The sequence below is a fragment of the Gilliamella sp. Bif1-4 genome, from assembly GCF_001690535.1.
Classification (GTDB): Bacteria; Pseudomonadota; Gammaproteobacteria; order Enterobacterales; family Orbaceae; genus Gilliamella; species Gilliamella bombi.
In genome coordinates this window covers 1-19,234 of record NZ_LZHC01000054.1, presented here as the reverse complement: position 1 = coordinate 19,234, position 19,234 = coordinate 1, and the positions used below count along the sequence as shown (strand labels likewise).

At 35.2% G+C, this 19,234-nt stretch carries 20 protein-coding genes; 8 read left to right on the top strand and 12 right to left on the bottom strand.

The genetic code is table 11. From position 1 onward, the window contains the following. Window positions 1–30: 30 nt before the first annotated feature. The 11 genes from A9G25_RS07630 to A9G25_RS07580 form a co-directional block, all read right to left on the bottom strand. Window positions 31–756 (bottom strand): amino acid ABC transporter ATP-binding protein, encoded by a 726-nt coding sequence (locus tag A9G25_RS07630; RefSeq protein ID WP_065626424.1) that lies wholly within the window; start codon window positions 754–756, stop codon window positions 31–33. Continuing rightward, window positions 753–1,433: a glutamate/aspartate ABC transporter permease GltK gene (gltK, locus tag A9G25_RS07625; RefSeq protein ID WP_065575466.1), complete on the bottom strand. Its 681-nt coding sequence runs from the start codon at window positions 1,431–1,433 to the stop codon at window positions 753–755. Before gltK ends, A9G25_RS07630 begins: the two co-directional genes overlap by 4 nt. Then, a complete protein-coding gene (locus A9G25_RS07620) occupies window positions 1,430–2,170 on the bottom strand; it encodes an amino acid ABC transporter permease (RefSeq protein ID WP_065626423.1) in 741 nt (246 codons plus the stop codon). Before A9G25_RS07620 ends, gltK begins: the two co-directional genes overlap by 4 nt. A gap of 88 nt (window positions 2,171–2,258) precedes the next feature. Continuing rightward, window positions 2,259–3,167 carry a glutamate/aspartate ABC transporter substrate-binding protein gene (locus A9G25_RS07615; protein ID WP_034910003.1) on the bottom strand — a complete coding sequence of 303 codons (909 nt, stop codon included), beginning with the start codon at window positions 3,165–3,167 and terminating at the stop codon, window positions 2,259–2,261. A gap of 226 nt (window positions 3,168–3,393) precedes the next feature. Beyond that, the gene (gene lnt, locus A9G25_RS07610) at window positions 3,394–4,935 is read right to left on the bottom strand and encodes an apolipoprotein N-acyltransferase (protein ID WP_065626422.1); all 1,542 of its coding nucleotides are present in this window, start codon (window positions 4,933–4,935) and stop codon (window positions 3,394–3,396) included. Further along, window positions 4,928–5,800, bottom strand: a complete 873-nt coding sequence (corC, locus tag A9G25_RS07605) for a CNNM family magnesium/cobalt transport protein CorC (protein ID WP_065626421.1) — start codon at window positions 5,798–5,800, stop codon at window positions 4,928–4,930. Before corC ends, lnt begins: the two co-directional genes overlap by 8 nt. A gap of 101 nt (window positions 5,801–5,901) precedes the next feature. After that, window positions 5,902–6,369: an rRNA maturation RNase YbeY gene (gene ybeY / locus A9G25_RS07600; protein WP_065626420.1), complete on the bottom strand. Its 468-nt coding sequence runs from the start codon at window positions 6,367–6,369 to the stop codon at window positions 5,902–5,904. An 18-nt stretch (window positions 6,370–6,387) separates the two neighbouring features. Beyond that, window positions 6,388–6,858: a 23S rRNA (pseudouridine(1915)-N(3))-methyltransferase RlmH gene (gene rlmH / locus A9G25_RS07595; RefSeq protein WP_065626419.1), complete on the bottom strand. Its 471-nt coding sequence runs from the start codon at window positions 6,856–6,858 to the stop codon at window positions 6,388–6,390. A 4-nt stretch (window positions 6,859–6,862) separates the two neighbouring features. Further along, on the bottom strand, window positions 6,863–7,180 hold the full coding sequence (gene rsfS, locus A9G25_RS07590; RefSeq protein WP_065626418.1) for a ribosome silencing factor: 318 nt from the start codon (window positions 7,178–7,180) through the stop codon (window positions 6,863–6,865). Between the two features lie 375 nt (window positions 7,181–7,555). After that, window positions 7,556–8,356 carry a YdgH/BhsA/McbA-like domain containing protein gene (locus tag A9G25_RS07585; protein WP_065626417.1) on the bottom strand — a complete coding sequence of 267 codons (801 nt, stop codon included), beginning with the start codon at window positions 8,354–8,356 and terminating at the stop codon, window positions 7,556–7,558. A 358-nt stretch (window positions 8,357–8,714) separates the two neighbouring features. Next, the gene (locus tag A9G25_RS07580) at window positions 8,715–9,326 is read right to left on the bottom strand and encodes an NUDIX hydrolase (protein WP_065626416.1); all 612 of its coding nucleotides are present in this window, start codon (window positions 9,324–9,326) and stop codon (window positions 8,715–8,717) included. 114 nt (window positions 9,327–9,440) lie between these two features. On the opposite strand from A9G25_RS07580, the gene A9G25_RS07575 reads away from it, so the two are divergent. The 8 genes from A9G25_RS07575 to era all read left to right on the top strand — a co-directional run bounded on the left by A9G25_RS07575 (window position 9,441) and on the right by era (window position 18,914). Beyond that, window positions 9,441–11,924 carry a class I adenylate cyclase gene (locus tag A9G25_RS07575; protein WP_065626415.1) on the top strand — a complete coding sequence of 828 codons (2,484 nt, stop codon included), beginning with the start codon at window positions 9,441–9,443 and terminating at the stop codon, window positions 11,922–11,924. A 219-nt stretch (window positions 11,925–12,143) separates the two neighbouring features. Beyond that, entirely contained in the window at window positions 12,144–12,716 is a 573-nt protein-coding gene (gene rpoE, locus A9G25_RS07570; RefSeq protein WP_034909980.1) for an RNA polymerase sigma factor RpoE, read from the top strand. 50 nt (window positions 12,717–12,766) lie between these two features. Further along, entirely contained in the window at window positions 12,767–13,327 is a 561-nt protein-coding gene (locus A9G25_RS07565; protein WP_065626414.1) for an RseA family anti-sigma factor, read from the top strand. Window positions 13,328–13,333: 6 nt separating this feature from the next. Next, entirely contained in the window at window positions 13,334–14,317 is a 984-nt protein-coding gene (locus A9G25_RS07560; protein WP_081297189.1) for a MucB/RseB C-terminal domain-containing protein, read from the top strand. Window positions 14,318–14,479: 162 nt separating this feature from the next. After that, complete coding sequence (gene lepA / locus A9G25_RS07555) at window positions 14,480–16,276, top strand: translation elongation factor 4 (RefSeq protein WP_065626412.1); 1,797 nt, start codon at window positions 14,480–14,482, stop codon at window positions 16,274–16,276. A 48-nt stretch (window positions 16,277–16,324) separates the two neighbouring features. Continuing rightward, window positions 16,325–17,326, top strand: coding sequence for a signal peptidase I (gene lepB, locus A9G25_RS07550; RefSeq protein WP_065626411.1), 1,002 nt, complete (start codon window positions 16,325–16,327; stop codon window positions 17,324–17,326). A gap of 8 nt (window positions 17,327–17,334) precedes the next feature. Continuing rightward, complete coding sequence (rnc, locus tag A9G25_RS07545) at window positions 17,335–18,012, top strand: ribonuclease III (protein ID WP_442903089.1); 678 nt, start codon at window positions 17,335–17,337, stop codon at window positions 18,010–18,012. Continuing rightward, on the top strand, window positions 18,009–18,914 hold the full coding sequence (gene era / locus A9G25_RS07540; RefSeq protein WP_065626409.1) for a GTPase Era: 906 nt from the start codon (window positions 18,009–18,011) through the stop codon (window positions 18,912–18,914). The genes rnc and era overlap by 4 nt, the downstream gene beginning before the upstream one ends. A 105-nt stretch (window positions 18,915–19,019) precedes the next feature. Here era and A9G25_RS13040 read toward each other — a convergent pair. Beyond that, the coding region (locus A9G25_RS13040) for a hypothetical protein (RefSeq protein WP_218057566.1) at window positions 19,020–19,234 on the bottom strand (215 nt) is incomplete at its 5' end.

Genomic DNA, 19,234 nt, shown 5'->3' with positions numbered 1-19,234 from the left:
AACAGGGCTAAAAGCCCTGTAATAATTAAATTAATGGATGATTTTAGCTAAGAAGTCTTTAGCACGATCTGATTGTGGATTAGTAAAGAACTGCTCTTTTGACGTATCTTCAATAATTTCACCAGCATCCATAAAGATAACTCGGTGGGCTACCTTACGTGCAAAGCCCATTTCATGAGTAACCACCATCATAGTCATACCTTCATAAGCCAGTTCAACCATAACATCTAGCACTTCGTTTACCATTTCGGGATCAAGTGCTGAGGTTGGTTCGTCAAACAACATAACAATCGGATCCATACATAAAGCACGTGCAATAGCAACACGTTGCTGTTGACCACCAGAAAGCTGGGCTGGATATTTATTTGCATGATCAAGTAAACCAACACGCTCTAAAAGACTAAGTGCTTTTTCGCACGCTTCACCATTTGATCGGCCTAATACTTTGATTTGAGCCAGTGTTAGATTTTTTAAAATCGTTAAATGAGGGAATAGTTCAAAGTGTTGAAATACCATACCCACTTTAGAACGTAATTTAGCCAAATTAGTTGATTTGCTAGTGATTTCAGTGCCATCAATAATAATTTTACCTTCTTGAATAGGTTCTAAGGCATTGACTGTTTTTATCAATGTTGATTTCCCTGAACCAGAAGGACCACAAACAACCACAACTTCGCCTTTACCAACTCGAGTTGTACAGTTTTTTAATACCTGAAATTGTCCATACCATTTTGATATATTTTCTAAGGAGATCATCGAGTAATCCTTTTCTTAAAATAATTAACTAGACGTGAAACGGTGAAGCAAATAACAAAATAAACTGCTCCTGTAAATAATACCATTTCAACGATTAAACCATCTCTATTGCCTACAATATTAACCGCACGATAGAAGAAATCAGCTAAATTTAATGTATAAATAAGTGTTGTATCTTGGAATAATATAATTCCTTGCGTTAATAATAATGGCGCCATAATACGAAATGCTTGCGGTAAAATCACCATTCTTAATGCTTGGCTTTTGGTCATGCCTAGCGCTAATGATGCACTGATTTGACCTTTAGACACACTTTGAATACCTGCTCGAATAATTTCCGAATAGTAAGCTGCCTCAAATAAAGCAAAAGCGATTAATGCCGACACGAAACGTATATCTGTTGTAGGCGGAAGATTTAAAATCTTTTCTAATAATTGAGGAACAAGTAAATAAAACCAAAGCAAAACCATCATTAATGGAATTGAACGGAATATATTTACATAGCATAAAGCAAACCAATGTAGCACTTTAATCGAAGAAAGTCGCATAATGGCAAGTAGCGTTCCCCAAACAATACCAAAAATCACCGCGGTAAGTGTTATCTCTAAAGTTAATAACATACCTCTCATGATATAAGGTAAATTAGGTAGGATTTGTCCCCATTCTAAATCCATCATGATTTACCTCCCAATACGCCAGGAAGTCGTACTTTTTTCTCAATATATTGCATAGTAAACATTATGACTACATTGATAAGTACATACCCGAATGTAATAGCTATGAATGATTCATAAGGTTGGCCAGCGTGTTCAAGCAATTGGTTTGCTTGTTTGGTTAATTCGATATAACCAACAGTTGAGGCAACAGCTGAATTTTTAACCATATTTAATATTTCAGATGTTAACGGTGGTAGAACACGTCGATAAGCGTTTGGCAATAAAATATATAAATAGGTTTGTTTTAAGGTTAATCCTAATGCAATTCCTGCACTTTTCTGACCTGTAGGGATTGACTGAATAGCAGCTCTCACTTGTTCACATATACGTGCACCTGTGAATAATCCTAATCCTATGGTTGACATTAATAAAGTAAATATCATAGGGTCAAGACTATATAACCAGTCACGGATAGATTCTGGTACCAACGCTGGTACAACTTCAATCCAAAAGAATAAGTGAATGATTAACGGGATATTCCTAAATACCTCAACATAACATGTACCTAAGCCAGATAAAAAGCGGTTAGGTAATGTTCTCAGCACACCAAATAGCGAACCAACCAAAAAGGCAACAGTTCCTGATGTAATAACTAGCAATATGGTCATTTGGAAACCTAACCACAACCAGCCAAGATACGTTGTATCCCCAAATGGTGCTGGTTGAAGAAAAATTCCCCAATTCCAACTTGTTGTCATAAATACTCCAACACGTAAAAAAATGTAATAGTACTAAATAAGATGATGGACGCAGTTGCCTACGTCCTTATGGGAAAATATCTGTGTATTAATCTAATGCTTTATCATTAGGATGAGCGAAAAGTTCTTTCATCTCAGAAGACATATCAAAGTTCATATTTAACCCTTTTGGTGGAATAGGTTGTTTAAACCAGCGGTTATATGACTTTTCGGCGACACCTGATGTTTGTGCTTCTGAAATAGTTTTATCGACTAAAGCTTTAAATTGTGGGTCTTGTTTACGCAACATACAACCATAGGCTTCATAAGATAATGGTGTACCTACAATTTCCCATTGTTCAGGTTTTTTTGCTTTGGAGCGCTCACCTGCTAATAATGCATCATCGATAAGAAATGCTGCTGCTCGTCCACTTTCAAGTGTGCGAAATGCATCACCATGATCTTTGGTCGCAATAATACGAATATTTAACCCTTTTTCAGTATTGATTTTGTTGAGCATAACTTCGGATGTTGTACCTGAAGTTACGACCACATTTTTACCTTTCAGATCGTCAATATCTTTAATATTGCTATTAGTTTTAACTAAAAAGCGAGTGCCAACAATAAAGATTGTATTTGAAAAATCAACTTGTTGTTGACGAGAAAGATTATTGGTTGTTGAACCACATTCAAAATCGTAAGAACCATTTTGTAAAAGTGGAATACGGTTTTGAGAAGTCAGCGGTAAGTATTTAACTTGTAAGTTAGGCATGTTTAACTCTTTTTTTACCGCATTAATAATAAGATCTGAGTAATCTTGAGAATAACCAACAACTGTTTGGTTATCACCATAATATGAGAACGGGACTGATGATTCTCTATGTCCTACGACAATCACACCATTTTCTTTTACTTTAGCTAGTGTACCAGTTAATTCATCGGCAAATGCGGTACTACTCACTAGACCTAACATTGCAAATGATAACACTAGTTTGGTTAATTTTGTCTTTTTGTTCATACTCATCTCCTACAGTTTATTTTGTATCATATTAAATAATTTTAACATTTTTACAAAGGGCATATATTATAACTTATTTTTTAGCATAAAAGTACTTTTTACTGTTTATTTATCTATCATTGGAGCTAGATGTAACCAGCAATTAACGCAATATTAGATTATTGATTACATCAAGACTTATTAAAACCCAATTATATTTAAGCAATAATTATGCCAGTATCGTGAACTATAAACGTTTTTTTATAAAAAGTGAGATAAACATTAATGCCATCACAACTAAATAAGGCCAATTCCCCCATATAGCATAAGGCGTTAGTCCAGTTGTTGGTGATACAGATGCAGATAATGCGCCTGTTTCAAATTGCGGTAATTTTTTAACAATATTACCATGTGGATCAATAATTGCAGTAATTCCCGTATTAGTACTACGAATTAAAGGTCTACCAAATTCAAGCGCTCTAGCTTGCGCCATTTGTAAATGCTGTTTAGGTCCAATACTATCACCAAACCAAGCATCGTTTGAAACAGTAAGTAAAAAATCAGTGTCTGGAGCAAAATTTTGCCACATTAAATTAGATAAAATCACTTCATAACAAATGGCTGGGGTAAATTTAAATCCTTTTATCTGTAATTGAGGCTGTTTTGCTTCGCCAGATTTCATTGAGGACATAGGAATATTGAGTAATTCAGCAATTGGTTCAAGTACTGATTCTAACGGTGTAAACTCCCCAAAGGGCACTAGATGGTGTTTTTTATAACGGTTGATAGTTGGATATTGATAAGGCTCCTTTTCTCCTAATACTAATAAAGTATTGTAGATATATCCATTAGATTGATACCCATCTTCACCAAAGCGATAATCAATAATACCAACAGCTATTTCAGAATCATGGACTCGGGCTTCGTTATCCAGATATTGTAAAAAAGATTGTTGATTTATTTCGTAATCGGTGATGCTGGCCTCTGACCAAATGATAATTTTATCTTTACCAAAGTTTTCTTTAGTCAGTTTTATATAGGTTTGTAGTGTGTTGTTAAGTTGTTCTTTTGTCCAACGAATTGACTGCGAAATATTTCCTTGAATTAAAACAAAATTAGCTGAACGAGTGTCATTAACTTTAGTCCAATTAACATCATTGAATAAGATTGGTGCAAATAAGATCACAAGTAGTGCAATAAATGCACCAAGCGTGTGCCTTTTTGGCGTTTTGCTAGTTATTGTCTTTATGCAATAAACAAATAATCCACACAAAATTGTTAGCAGTAAATTAACACCATCAGTCCCCAATATAGGAAAATAGCCTTTTAACGGACTATCAAGTTGGCTATAACCGAGTTGTAACCAAGCAAATCCCGTTAAAATATACCCTCGTAAGAATTCAGTTAATTGCCAGAGCACAGGAGCAAGAAGTACAAGTTGTTTAAATGAAAATTGTCCAGCAAAACGATTTGCCATTCTTAATAGAAAAGCAAATAGCATAGGATAGAGCGACAAATATAAGATTAAAAGGCCTAAGATGATAATAGCAATGGGGGTGGGTAACTCTCCATACTGCTTAATACTAATATACACCCAATGGATCCCTGCGGAAAAGTAGCCAATGCCCCAACTTAATCCCAGTAACATGGCTTGTTTTTTAGATCTATCAGCAATAAGCCATAAAAGACCAGCAAACGATATAAAAGCTAAAGGCCAAATATGAAATGGAGCATAACTAAAAACCGCTATACCACCAAAAATTAGGCTTAATAATATCTTTTTAAGCATTTTCAGGTAACTCTAAATTAGGTGCAGTAGCCCCATCAGGAATAGTAACATGCAATTGAATGATTCGTCTTCGATCTGCAATGGTAACTTTAAATTGATAGCCGTCAATGGTAATGATTTCACCGCGTAAGGGTAAGCGTCCAAAGTGTTGCATGACCAGTCCGCCAATGGTGTCCATCTCGTCATTACTAAAATCAGTTGAAAATATTTCATTAAAATCTTCAACTGGCGTAAGTGCTCGCACAGTATAAACCGACGGTGTTAAACGACGAATATCGCGATCTTCAATTTCATCATACTCATCTTCAATATCGCCCACAATAAGTTCTAAAATATCTTCGATAGTTACAAGTCCCGAAACACCACCAAATTCGTCAATAGCCATAGCCATATGATAACGCTGTAGACGAAACTCTTTTAACATATGATCAACACGTTTGCTTTCAGGTACAACTACGGTAGGCCTAAGGATTTTTTTAAGATCAAAATTATCCACACCTTGGCGAATAAAAATCAACAGATCTTTAGCCAATAAAATGCCTTCTATGTGATCTCTATCTTCACTAATAACAGGATAACGAGAATGCCCATGTTCAGAAATAATATCTAGACACTCATCAAGCGAATAATTGTCTTTTATGGTAACAATTTGAGAGCGAGGAATCATAATATCACGAACGCGCTGTTCTGCTATATCCATTACCCCTTCAATCATATCCAGAGTATCTGGATCGATAAGTTCGTTTTCTTCGGCTTCGCGAATTACTTCGATCAATTCTTCTTTATCTTTGGGTTCCGAATTAAATAACTGACTTAACCATAATGCAAACCCTTTTTTAGGTCTCCGGTGATTATCATCACTCATTTGCTCTTTTCCTTTCTTACTTTGTTATTCATTTAAATTATTTTATATATTTTGTTTAGTTAGCTAAATTGCCATTGAACTAAACTGCTCATTGAATATTTTTATTCATTAACGGGCTGATAAGGATCTTCAAATCCCAATTGTTGCATAATATCAATTTCGATATTTTCCATTTCTTCAGCTTCTTCGTCAAGAATATGATCATAACCAAGTAAATGTAAACAACCATGCACAATCATATGTGCCCAGTGCGAAATTAATGATTTATGTTGTTGTTCAGCTTCAGCTTCAACCACTTGTTTACAAATAATTAGATCGCCCAATAAAGGAACATCAATTTCAATTGGTGATTCAAACGGAAAAGATAAAACATTAGTTGGTTTATCTTTATGACGATAGGTACTATTTAATTGCTGGCTTTCTTGTTTATCGACAATACGGATAGTGAGTTCGGCATTATCCATAAACTGAGGCAAAATAACCTCTAACCACTGCATAATTTGCGTTTTGGTAGGCAAATTATGGTTATCTTCTGTAGCAATTTGCAAATCTAAAATAATTGTGCTCATCTTATTTACCTTATTTTATTATTCACGATGATAAGGATGATTAGAGGTTAAACTCCATGCACGGTAAAGGCTTTCGGCCACAATAACCCGCACTAAAGGATGAGGTAGGGTAAGTGGCGACAGTGACCAACTCTGTTCTGCCGCCACTTTGCAAGCAGGAGATAAACCCTCAGGCCCACCGATTAATAAACTCACATCACGGCCATCTACTTTCCAGCGTTCTAATTGTTCAGCTAAATTATGCGTTGTGTAAGGTTTACCTGGAATATCAAGTGTCACAATGCGATTGCCTTTACCGCAGGCACCTAACATTGCTTCGCCTTCTTTATCTAAGATTCGTACAATATCTGCATTTTTGGTACGTTTTCCAGCGGGAATTTCAATAAGCTCTAAAGGAATATCTTTAGGAAATCGTGATTGATAATCATTAAAAGCAGTACTAACCCAGTTTGGCATCTTATTGCCAACAGCAATAAGCTGTATCTTCACGTGATTAACTCCAAAGCTTCTCAAGTTCGTAAAGCTGACGGCTTTCTTCTTGCATTATATGTATAATGACCGAATCCATATCAACTACGACCCAATCGGCATCACTTTTACCTTCGCTACCTAACACCAAATAGCCCTGTTTTTTTGCTTCATCAAGTAAATGGTTAGCAATAGAGGAAACATGACGGTTTGAAGTGCCAGTACAAATAATCATATAATCGGTAATACTTGATTTGCCACGGACATCAAGGGTAACAATGTCTTTGCCTTTTAGATCATCAATCTTATCAATAATAAAATCTTGTAACGACTGTTGCAAAATAATCTCTCTAATTAATATGCTTAAACTAAGTTGGTATTATAACATAATTTATTAAAATTATAGTTATGATAAAAACGAATTGAAAAGAACCCAAGGCATTTAAATAATAAAATATGTTTTAATTATAAAGAAATAAATGTGTGTTGTTTTTATTGTTAAGTTTTATATGTATGATTTAATTAAGATAACTAAAATGAAGATTATTTTCACATTAGTTTGGTTTGCTGTTCTAATTCTTAATTTCTTCACAAGTTTAATCCAGGAATAAACAAATAAAAACTTTAATAAAATTAATTCTAAATCTGAGGTGTTTTTAGTCAAAGCCCACGGGCAAGTAAAATTGCTCACGTGGGTTTATTTCAGTTACGTACAAGCTTATTTATATAGGTTTATAAAAACAGTTTGTGCTGTGCTTGCAGGGTTAGATGATACTTCTTTTACATAATAAAAGTGTGCACCATTAGCAACCGCATGTTTTTGTGCGGCGGCACTGATTTCTGCTGTATTGTTAAATACACCATGGAAGCTAATAGTACTAAATGGCGTCATGTGTTTAAATGCTTCGCTACTAATTTCGTAGGCATCTTGACCTGCTATTGCTGTTGTTACGATATAATCCCTAACGGGTGCGTCTTGTTTGTATAAAGCAACTTCGATATCTTCTGCTTGGTTTTTGATATCAGCAGATGAAATTGAATCGATATAAAACGCATAGGCATTTTTTTCAGCGGCTAATTTACTTGCAGCTTCGGTGATTTCAGAAGTGTTATTATAATTACCTTTAAATTTAACAACATCAAATGGTAAATAGTAAAGAGCTTTTGAACGTTCATAAGAAACCACGCCATTATAGGTAATTTCATCTTTTTGTACGGCTATTGGTGCGTTAGATTTATAAATATTGGCATAAACAATCGCACGATCTGAAGAAGTTCCATTAGCTGGACTTTCCATTGCAGTAATATAGTAATATTTAGCACCTGCTTCATCGGCAGCGCGAGAAATATCTTTAGCAGCATTTTCGGCTTGTAAATAACTTCCAGTTACTGAAATTTCTTTTAATGGTACTAAATGACTACTTTCTTTAGCAGTTAATGGCTCAGCAGCATAAAGACTAGCAACAGGTAATGATAACAATACGGCTAACGCAATAGAGGATTTGGTAAAACGTTTCATAATATATTCCTTCCTTTTTGAATTATTAAAATAGAAAATCGTTGTTTAGCGCTTATTTTATTTGCAAATATATTTATTGATATTACTTCTAAAGCATTCGAACTGGCAGAGCTCCTGATGTGTTGTCCTTGTCTACTTGTAAAAAGCGTTAAGACATAAATAGTTGTTTTGGTAGGAACAAATAGTAAAACAACTTGTTATTGTTATAAGACGTTCAGTAATAATCCTCAAGTTCTTTTAATCAAATAGAAGGGTGCCTAGCATTAATTGTTTAAAATGAAATGAATTGTCAAAAAAAGAGTTAATCTAGTGCTAATTAAAAATGTTAATATTTTCTAAATTATATTTTTCCTATAGATTATTCTCTAATTCTTTCAATAAAGAATTTAAGGATTTGTGCAGTTAATCCCCAAATAACCCGATTGTGATACTGATAATAATAGACAGAATACTCAGCTCTTTTTTGCCATTTAGGTGATCGGTCTACAATGATATCAAAAGGAAAATCATCAGCTGGTTTATGCCCGACAAACATTGTTGCACGTTGAGGGGGATTTTGAATAAACCACTCAATAGGAACGGTAAAAATCTGTTCGACTTCATCATGATTTAGTTGCAAATCATCAAGTGAATTGATTGTGCCAACAAATGGATAAATAGCCATACCTAATGTTGCAATAAATTTGGGTAATGGTCCTAAAATTGTTATTTGGTTAAAGGGTATACCCAATTCTTCAACTGTTTCACGTTTAGCTGTGTATTCGGGGGTGGTATCAGATAATTCCACACGCCCACCAGGAAAACAGATATCCCCAGGTTGCCATTTTAGTTTTTTCGATCTAACTTGAAATAAAAGATGCAATTGATGATCAATATCAACAATCGGTAATAACACCGCAGCTTTCTTATCGATAAATTTTGTGGTTTCTTTTTTTTGAATCTGCTTAGCTATATTTTCAATTGTTATCATAATTATTCATTTTTATTTAGGGTTTAAAATTTTGTTCTATTTACCTTATACAAATAACATGCTAGATTTACTTGAAGCGTTAAATTAATACGCGAGTTTTATTTAATTGAAGCTATGCAATATTATATCAATAACATAAAAAAAGAGCTTGAAGATCTTGCCAAATTGAAACGAGAGCGTGCTATCATTGGTATGTCTCCTGAATTTCAACAGGTATTTTTATTACTTCCTGCGCTTTTTCATTATCACACACCTAAATTACCAGGATATATGGAAGGCGATATGCCTTCAGGTATTGCTTGTTATCAATTTTCTGATGATGTGAGTAAACGGCTTAAAACTGAATTCGATTTTATTCCATCCACTAACGAAAATAAAATAATTAACATCCCAGCAATATCCGCTTTATATACAATGGGAAGTACCTGTTCTATTGGGCAGTCAATTCAATCTGATCTTGATATCTGGATATGCATTGAAAACAATTTAACAGATCAGCAAAAAGAAGCTTTGCAACAAAAATGCCGTTTGGTCGAAGATTGGGCGGCAAATTTGCAAGTCAAATTAACGTTATTTGTGGTAGATGCTGATCGTTTTATTAATAAACATCATGAATGTCTAATGGGCGAAAATTGTGGAACTGCGCAGCATATTTTGTTACTTGAGGAGTTTTACCGTTCTGCAAATTTGTTGGCTGGCAAATATTTACTGTGGTTTGCAATACCTTATAATTTCACCGTGAATAACGTTACTTACCCTACTTATGAGAAGTGCGTTCAAGCGATGGTTGATCTTAATTTAATCGAGCGAGAACAATGGATTGATTTTGGTCCACTAACTGGATTATCAGCTCAAGAGTATTTTGGCGCAAGTTTATGGCAACTTTACAAAAGTATTGATTCACCTTTTAAAGCCGTACTCAAAACCCTATTATTAGAAGCGTACTCATGGATTTACCCACAAAATAAACCAGTTGCTTATCAAATGAGGGAACTGATTCAAAAAGGCGAAATTCATAATGGGATGTACCTAGATTCTTATTACATGTTGTTGGACAGAATTAGTAAATACCTCATTGAAATTAATGATTATGAACGACTTGAATTAATTCGTAATTGCTTTTATTTGAAAGTGAACGAAAAACTTTCTATCCCAACACAATTGTCGTCATGGCGACGCTCTATTTTAAGTGAGTTAGTTAAAAGTTGGGGATGGGATGAGCAACAAATTGCAAAATTAGATGCGAGTCAATCTTGGAAAATAGGGCAAGTCCGAGAAATACACGAAATCTTATTACACACTATGATGTCCGGCTATCGAAATTTACTCAATTTTGGTCGTCGTAATAATTTAGACTCATTAATTAGTCCTCAAGATCTGGCGATATTAACACGTAAGCTCTATGCTGCTTTTGAAGTATTACCAGGAAAGATCACAACGTTAAAGCTCAATATATCTGATAATTTACAAGAGGAAGCATTAACTTTTATTCATGTTGCAGAAGATCGCATCAATCGAGCAGGATGGTATGTTTACAATCAAAAACCCATGTTGCACTCAATTATTGGCCATCAATATCTTGAATATAGCAAATACTTAGTAAAACTAGTAGGCTGGTGTTATTTTAACGGATTAATTGCTGATAGCACTCACTTTTATTATCATGATGGTGAAAACCGAAATAATTTGAAAATTAATAAATTGATCGCAGATCTAAAAAATTACTTTCCTACTGATGTGCCAGCAGCAACTGAAGAACAGTTATATGGACCATGCGAAATTCGACACTTAGCTATTATTTTAAATTTAGAAGACGATCCGACGGCTAATATTGAATTAGACGATGAAGTGACCAATAGTGTACTTAATTATGGTAAAAACGAACTCAGCTTAGTGGGATCAATTGATCTTCTTTATCGTAATTCGTGGAACGAAATTCGTGTTCTCCATTTCAGCGGTGCGTTATCGGTACTGCAGGCGATTAAGGAGTTACTAAATCGAATGCATAAAGATGCTGATTTACCCAATTCGCTAGAAATATTTTGTTATAGCGAGTACCAGAGTGATGAAATCAAACAACAAATGAAAAAGTTAATGGATGAATGTATTGATTTACGTTTAACTACCACTCAAAATAACTCAACGCAAGTAAAACCATTAAGGATCGGTGGAGCTTCATGGTATCTATTTTTTGAGCGATTAGGGGTATCATGTCATCAATTTGAAAATGCGATTGATTTTTATGGTGCGGTATCAAATAACAAAATACAAGGTAGACCATTAAACATTTTAGACGAAACAAATGAACTACCAAAAGAGATTGATAGCGTCGCTTATGCAGGGATAATACAATTCTTCTTTGAAAATACCGATTCAGGTTTTGATCTTTACATTCTAAATGAACATAACCAAGTTGAAATATACCGTAATTGCAACGGCTCAATAGATAATATGGTTAAAGATATCAACGAATTTTATATTTTATCTGACGATCGTTTTTCATTTACTACAAGTAGCTCAGTTAATTTTAATCTACCCCAATTTTATCAAATTACTTATAATGAGCGTGATGAAAGACAGATTATCCCACTTAATTAAAAGATCGGCAAACGGTCTTACTTGAATATGATCATGTCAAAAAGTTTCAGGTAACTATGTGTTTTAGTATAAAAATAATAAAAATTTACAATTAATAAGTAAAATAATTAAATTTCTATTAAAATAATGGGAACTTTTTTCTAATTTAAGAATCTAATTGTATGTCAGCACAAATTTGGGCCGATTGACAGTTATTAACAAAATAAGGAAAGGCCTTTAATGGGGGAGCAAGTAACAGACCAAGTATTAGTAGATCGCGTTCTTAATGGAGACAAAAACGCATTTAATTTACTTGTTGTTCGTTATCAAAACAAACTGGCCCATTTGGTTTCTCGTTATGTATTAGCGTCCGAAGTTCCTGATGTTGTGCAAGAGACTTTTATTAAGGCATATCGATCATTAAGTCTTTTTAAAGGTGAAAGTGTTTTTTACACATGGCTGTATCGAATTGCAGTTAATACGGCAAAAAATTACTTAACGTCTCAAGGACGACGGCCACCATCATCAGATATAGATGCTAGTGAAGCCGAAAGTTACGAAGGTGCAGATTCATTAAGAGATCTTGATAATCCTGAAAATTTAGCACTTTCAGATGAAGTAAAAAAAACAGTATTTGCAACGATCGAAGCGTTACCTGATGATTTAAAAACCGCAATTACATTGCGCGAAATTGAAGGTTTAAGCTACGAAGAAATCGCTCAAATCATGGATGTACCAGTTGGCACAGTGAGATCGCGTATTTTTAGGGCTCGTGATGCAATTGATGAAAAGATTAAACCATTACTCAGTTAATGGCTACAAACAAATTAATAAAGAGTAGTCATAAATTTAAGGTATTTACTATGCAAATAGAACAGAAAGAGCAACTTTCATTACTTATGGATGGTGAGTTTACAAACGATCATATTGTTGATGAAGTGTTAAATGATGAAAGTTTGCAATCATATTGGCATCGTTATCATATTATCAGAGACACAATACGAGGTGAGTTACATAGAAGTTCATTAAATTTAGATATCTCTAATCAAATTGCTCAAGCGATAGCAACTGAAGATTTATACAATCAACTTACTGATCAACCTAATATTGATACAACCACGCCACCAAAAGCTGAAAGCCTAATTTGGGTTCACATTAAAGACTTTATTGGCAAAGTAAGCCAAGTTGGACTTGCAGCTTGTGTCACTCTTGGAATTATTGCTGGTGTACAATATAATCAAGGAAAAACAGATAGTACCAGTGTGAGCCCTACATTAAACACAGTACCAGTTGGCGTAAGTGTAGCTCCTGTAGGCGGTATTCATCAACAAAACGATCAGCAATTACTTGAAAAACGACAATACGACAAAATCAGATTGCTTATACAAGATTATGAATTGCAAAAAAGATTAAATGCACACTAATTTGAAATGAAATTACCAAATTGTTTCATCAAATATTTTATAAAACAGAGCCGAAAAATAATATTCACTCTGTTTTTTACATTTTTTTCAGTATCGATTTATGCCAACGATACAGAGGATGCCTTTGCGTTATTAAACAAAATGAATCACGCTGTACAAACGCAAGATTACCGCATTTACTTCGTATCTCAAGATAAAAATCAATATGTAACCACATTCGAATATAGCCATATAGGTGCGCCTGCAAAAGAAGATATTAATGCTTACTTGCGCTATCTGGAAGGTTCTGATAAAGAGATCATTTTACATAAAGGCATAACCAGTTATTTTCAGCCTAATAGTTCATCATTTTCTATCACTAGTTCGCGCATTATCGAGGCTTTCCCTGACGTTGTTTATAATAATTTTAATGACCTTAAAGAGGTTTACGACTTTATTTTCTTAGGCAAAGCAAGAACAGCTAATCGAAGCGCAAAATTAGTTAAAATCATAGCGAAAGAACAGGATCGTTATAGCTATGTAATTTGGATTGATGATGAAACCTTTTTACCAATTAGGATCGATTTGTTAGATCAAAATAGCGACATCATTAATCAGATAAAAGTAATCAAACTAGATAAAAATTTTGATAAGAAAAAGCAGCTAGATTATATCAATAGCCGAACTTACCCAATCTTATTATCGATCGAAAAACAAAATAATGCTTTTGACCAATGGAGACTAGCTTGGTTACCTAAAGGATTTAAAGAAGTTGCTACTTATAATTTGAATTTTTATAGTTCTGACATTGCTACTAAATTGTTTTCAGATGGCGTATTTTCGTTTACGGTCAATATCTCATCTGAACAAGCTAAACAATCTAATCAAATTATTCAACAAGGTGGAAGGACTATTTATTCAACCAACTTAGGCCATAAAAATATTATCATCATAGGTAATTTACCGCGAACTACAGTTGAACGTATTGTACAAAATATTGTTCAGAAATAAACGTAAACTTCTCGATAACGCTATGCTTAGCAGTGATAAATGTGTAAAATGTTTCCTTTATGACTATGTACTTATTAGCAATTTAGCAATGTTGGTAATGACCAAAGGCATTTTAGATAGTTAACCATTAATAACCAAGATACTCACTATAATATTATTAATATGAATAAAAATATCCGCAATTTTTCAATTATTGCCCATATTGACCATGGTAAATCAACACTTTCAGACCGCATAATTCAAATTTGTGGTGGACTTTCAGATCGTGAAATGGAAGCCCAAGTGCTCGACTCAATGGATCTTGAGCGTGAGCGAGGTATCACCATCAAAGCACAAAGTGTCACACTTGATTATCATGCTAAAAATGGCGAAACCTATCAGCTCAATTTTATCGATACACCAGGTCATGTTGACTTTTCGTATGAAGTCTCACGCTCGCTTGCAGCTTGTGAAGGCGCATTATTAGTTGTCGATGCAGGGCAAGGCGTTGAAGCACAAACACTAGCAAACTGCTATACTGCCTTAGACATGGATCTTGAAGTTGTTCCTGTACTAAACAAAATCGACTTACCAGCGGCTGAACCAGAGCGCGTTGCAGCCGAAATCGAAGACATTGTAGGTATTGATGCAAGCAATGCTGTTCGTTGTTCTGCAAAAACAGGCGTTGGCGTTGTTGATGTACTTGAGCAATTAGTCAGCGATATTCCACCGCCAGAAGGTGACTCGGCAGCACCATTACAAGCACTTATTATCGATTCATGGTTTGATAATTATTTAGGTGTAGTTTCATTAATTCGCATCAAAAATGGTGAATTAAACAAAGGTGATAAGATCAAAGTAATGAGCACAGGCATGACTTATAACGTTGATAGACTCGGTATTTTCACCCCTAAACAAATTGAAAAACAATGCCTGCATTGTGGTGAAGTGGGTTGGGTTGTTTGTGCGATCAAAGATATACTAGGTGCACCAGTTGGCGATACCTTAACTTTAGCAAAAGCACCTGCGCAAAACCCATTACCTGGTTTCAAAAAGGTCAAACCACAAGTTTATGCTGGATTATTCCCAACCAGTTCTGACGATTACGAAGCTTTTCGTGATGCCCTTGGCAAATTAAGCCTAAATGATGCCTCATTGTTTTATGAGCCAGAAAATTCTGGAGCTTTAGGGTTTGGATTTCGTTGTGGTTTCCTCGGTTTATTACACATGGAAATCATTCAAGAACGCTTAGAACGTGAATACAACCTTGATTTGATAACCACTGCACCAACGGTTGTTTATGAAGTACTAACCACATCAAATGACATTATCTACGTTGATAGCCCTGCCAAGTTACCAGCAGTAAATAATATTCAAGAATTACGCGAACCAATAGCAGAATGTAACATATTAGTTCCGCAAACTTATCTAGGCAACGTCATCACACTTTGTGTTGAAAAACGTGGCGTGCAAACCAATATGGTTTATCATGGCAATCAAGTTGCTTTAACGTACGAAATCCCAATGACAGAAGTCGTATTAGACTTTTTTGACAAACTAAAATCGACTTCGCGTGGGTATGCATCATTAGATTACAGCTTTAAACGATTCCAAGCTGCCGACATGGTAAGGTTGGATGTGTTAATTAATGGTGAACGTGTTGACGCATTAGCCTTAATTACCCACAAAGACAACGCACCATCTCGTGGACGAGAATTAGTCGAAAAAATGAAAGATCTTATTCCTCGTCAACTATTTGATATTGCTATACAAGCGGCTATCGGCAATCATGTTATTGCACGATCAACGGTCAAACAGCTACGTAAAAATGTATTAGCTAAATGCTATGGTGGCGATGTGAGTCGTAAAAAGAAACTTTTACAGAAGCAAAAAGAAGGTAAAAAGCGCATGAAACAAATAGGTAATGTCGAATTACCGCAAGAAGCCTTTTTAGCCATTTTGCATGTAGGAAAAGATTAACCAATTAAAAACAAATCAATAAAAAGATTTATTTAAAGAGGAAAAAAAATGGCTGGAACATTTGCCATCATATTAACACTTGCAACACTCATTACTGGTATCTTTTGGGTTTTAGAAAAATTCAAATGGAAACCAGCAAGACAACGTAAAGTTGAAGAAATCCGTACCCAAAGCAATGGCGAAGTTGATGGAAAGATACTTGCCGAAGTTGGTAAACCCAAAGGTTGGGTTGAAAATTTGGCATCGTTTTTTCCGGTATTGTTTGTCGTGTTTGTTATTCGTTCATTTATCTATGAACCGTTTCAAATTCCATCAGGATCAATGATGCAGACATTACTAATTGGCGACTTTATTGCGGTTGAAAAATTTTCTTATGGTGTGCGTGATCCTATTACTAACACCGTCATCATTCCGACAGGACAACCAAAACGTGGTGATGTTGCCGTATTTAAACACCCAAATGTCCCCCAAATGGATCTTATAAAGCGTGTTGTCGGCTTGCCAGGTGACAAAATAGTCTATTTGGTAAAAGAAAAGCAAATCTTAATCTATCCTGCTTGCCAAGCAACAAATGCAAATTGCGAAGGGCAACAATCACAGGCACTCAATTTGCATTACAACGAACCAAGGCCAAGTAACTGGAAAGAGGTGCATGAACAGTTCAAACCAAACCCTAATTTTTACACGCTAGGACAATATGCGGATAAAGGTATTGTCGATTCTCAGTCTATCGTGACATTGGATATGAATATTCAACAGGAAACTCTAGGGGACACACCGCACGATATTCTAACCACTCAAGGTTCACAAGAAAATCCTAACTATTTTTATCATCAAAATGGACAACCGATAGCCACTTGGGTTGTACCACAAGGGCATTATTTTATGATGGGTGACAACCGCGATAACAGTGGTGACAGTCGATACTTTGGTTTTGTACCTGAAGCTAATTTTGTTGGTAAAGCAACCGCAATTTGGATCAGCTTTGAAAAACAACCAAACGAATGGCCAACTGGAGTTCGCTTAAGTCGTATTGGTGGCATACATTAATAGCTATAATTATGAAAAAATTTAGTCAAATTCAGCAATCAATCGGCTATATATTTCAAGATATATCCTTACTTGAATTAGCACTTACTCACCGAAGTGCTAATAAACTGCATAATGAACGTTTAGAGTTTTTAGGGGATTCCATTTTAAGTCTTGTTATAGCCGACGAACTTTATCACCGTTTTGTCAAACAAGATGAAGGCGACCTAAGCCAAATGCGTGCAACACTCGTTTGTGGGCAAACACTTGCCGAAATTGGTAAAGATTTTAAATTGGGCGATCACCTTATTTTAGGGCAAGGTGAATTAAAAAGTGGTGGTTTTCGTCGCGAATCGATTATTTCTGATGCTGTAGAAGCCATAATCGGTGCCATTTATCTAGATAGCAACCTAGATACAGTTCGTTCACTTATCTTATCATGGTATCAAAGCCGCTTGACCCAAATTCAACCTGGTATTAAACAAAAAGATGCCAAAACAAGATTGCAAGAATACTTACAAGGAATTCATCGTCCGCGCCCATGTTATCTAATTCTTGAAGTAACTGGCGATAACCACGAACAAGAATTCTTAATTCAATGCAAAATCGACAATGATAGCCATGAATATTTAGGTCGTGGTCTAAGTCGCCGAAAAGCAGAACAAGCTGCCGCACAAGAAGCTCTCAACCAATTAGGTATAAAATGACAGAAACAACACAACATTGTGGATTTGTCGCCATTGTCGGGCGACCAAATGTAGGTAAATCAACGCTACTAAACCAATTGCTAGGTCAAAAAATCTCGATCACATCACGCAAAGCGCAAACTACCCGTCACCGAATTGTGGGTATTGACACGCAGGATAATGACCAAATTATCTATATCGACACCCCCGGACTTCATATTGAAGAAAAAAGAGCCATAAACCGCTTAATGAATCGTGCTGCAAGCAGCTCAATAGGGGATGTTGAACTCGTTATTTTTGTGGTTGAAGGCACCCATTGGAATGAAGACGATGAAATGGTCGCCAACAAACTCAAAGATTGCAAAAGCCCAGTCTTGTTAGTGATTAATAAAATTGACAACGTCACCGACAAAACACAATTATTACCGCATATTCAAGCGATAAGCCAAAAAATTAACTTCCTTGATGTTGTGCCAATTAGCGCAGAAAAAGGAGAAGGTATAGATATTATCAAAGATATCGTCAAAAAACACTTACCAGAAGGCGAACACCATTTCCCTGAAGATTACATTACCGACCGCTCGCAACGTTTTATGGCATCAGAAATCATCCGCGAAAAACTTATGCGCTTTTTAGGTGATGAATTACCTTACTCGGTAACTGTTGAAATTGAACAATTCAAAGTTGATGAACGTAACGGAATGTACCGAATTAATGGATTAATCTTAGTTGAACGCGATGGACAAAAGAAAATGGTCATCGGCAACAAAGGTGAAAAAATCAAAAAAATTGGTATTGAAGCGCGCAAAGACATGCAATCATTTTTCGACAATAAAGTTCATCTAGAGCTTTGGGTAAAAGTTAAAGCAGGTTGGGCAGATGATGAGCGAGCATTAAGGAGTTTAGGCTACAGTGATGATTAACGGTCTTGCTTGATTTTTTGGTATTTATCTGGCATAAGTATGTTTAATTTTTTAATTTTATCTTAAAAGCAATTTCCTGCAATTAAAGTTATCTATAAACGATTTTTATAGGAAAATACGCTCATTTGCCCAAAAAGGGACACTCAGTCCCGATCCAATATCTAAGCCAACTTTACCGCAGACATTTGAACTAGTAGGTAGAGATAGTAGTGGTAATGGTGTAGTAAAATATGGATTCGTATTAAAGAAGTGGTTTGTCAACCGTGATAATATAAGTGATATTTTACTTAACCAAGCAAATAGGTGTAGTCGCTTAGGAT

Coding starts and splice junctions, on each gene's coding strand:
- era (WP_065626409.1), top strand. CDS start 18,009: ATGACAGAAACAACACAACATTGTGGATTTGTCGCCATTGTCGGGCGA.
- A9G25_RS07630 (WP_065626424.1), bottom strand. CDS start 756: ATGATCTCCTTAGAAAATATATCAAAATGGTATGGACAATTTCAGGTA.
- A9G25_RS07585 (WP_065626417.1), bottom strand. CDS start 8,356: ATGAAACGTTTTACCAAATCCTCTATTGCGTTAGCCGTATTGTTATCA.
- lepB (WP_065626411.1), top strand. CDS start 16,325: ATGGCTGGAACATTTGCCATCATATTAACACTTGCAACACTCATTACT.
- A9G25_RS07615 (WP_034910003.1), bottom strand. CDS start 3,167: ATGAACAAAAAGACAAAATTAACCAAACTAGTGTTATCATTTGCAATG.
- A9G25_RS07565 (WP_065626414.1), top strand. CDS start 12,767: ATGCAAATAGAACAGAAAGAGCAACTTTCATTACTTATGGATGGTGAG.
- rpoE (WP_034909980.1), top strand. CDS start 12,144: ATGGGGGAGCAAGTAACAGACCAAGTATTAGTAGATCGCGTTCTTAAT.
- gltK (WP_065575466.1), bottom strand. CDS start 1,433: ATGATGGATTTAGAATGGGGACAAATCCTACCTAATTTACCTTATATC.
- A9G25_RS07580 (WP_065626416.1), bottom strand. CDS start 9,326: ATGATAACAATTGAAAATATAGCTAAGCAGATTCAAAAAAAAGAAACC.
- A9G25_RS07560 (WP_081297189.1), top strand. CDS start 13,334: ATGAAATTACCAAATTGTTTCATCAAATATTTTATAAAACAGAGCCGA.
- A9G25_RS07575 (WP_065626415.1), top strand. CDS start 9,441: ATGCAATATTATATCAATAACATAAAAAAAGAGCTTGAAGATCTTGCC.
- ybeY (WP_065626420.1), bottom strand. CDS start 6,369: ATGAGCACAATTATTTTAGATTTGCAAATTGCTACAGAAGATAACCAT.
- lepA (WP_065626412.1), top strand. CDS start 14,480: ATGAATAAAAATATCCGCAATTTTTCAATTATTGCCCATATTGACCAT.
- A9G25_RS07620 (WP_065626423.1), bottom strand. CDS start 2,170: ATGACAACAAGTTGGAATTGGGGAATTTTTCTTCAACCAGCACCATTT.
- lnt (WP_065626422.1), bottom strand. CDS start 4,935: ATGCTTAAAAAGATATTATTAAGCCTAATTTTTGGTGGTATAGCGGTT.
- corC (WP_065626421.1), bottom strand. CDS start 5,800: ATGAGTGATGATAATCACCGGAGACCTAAAAAAGGGTTTGCATTATGG.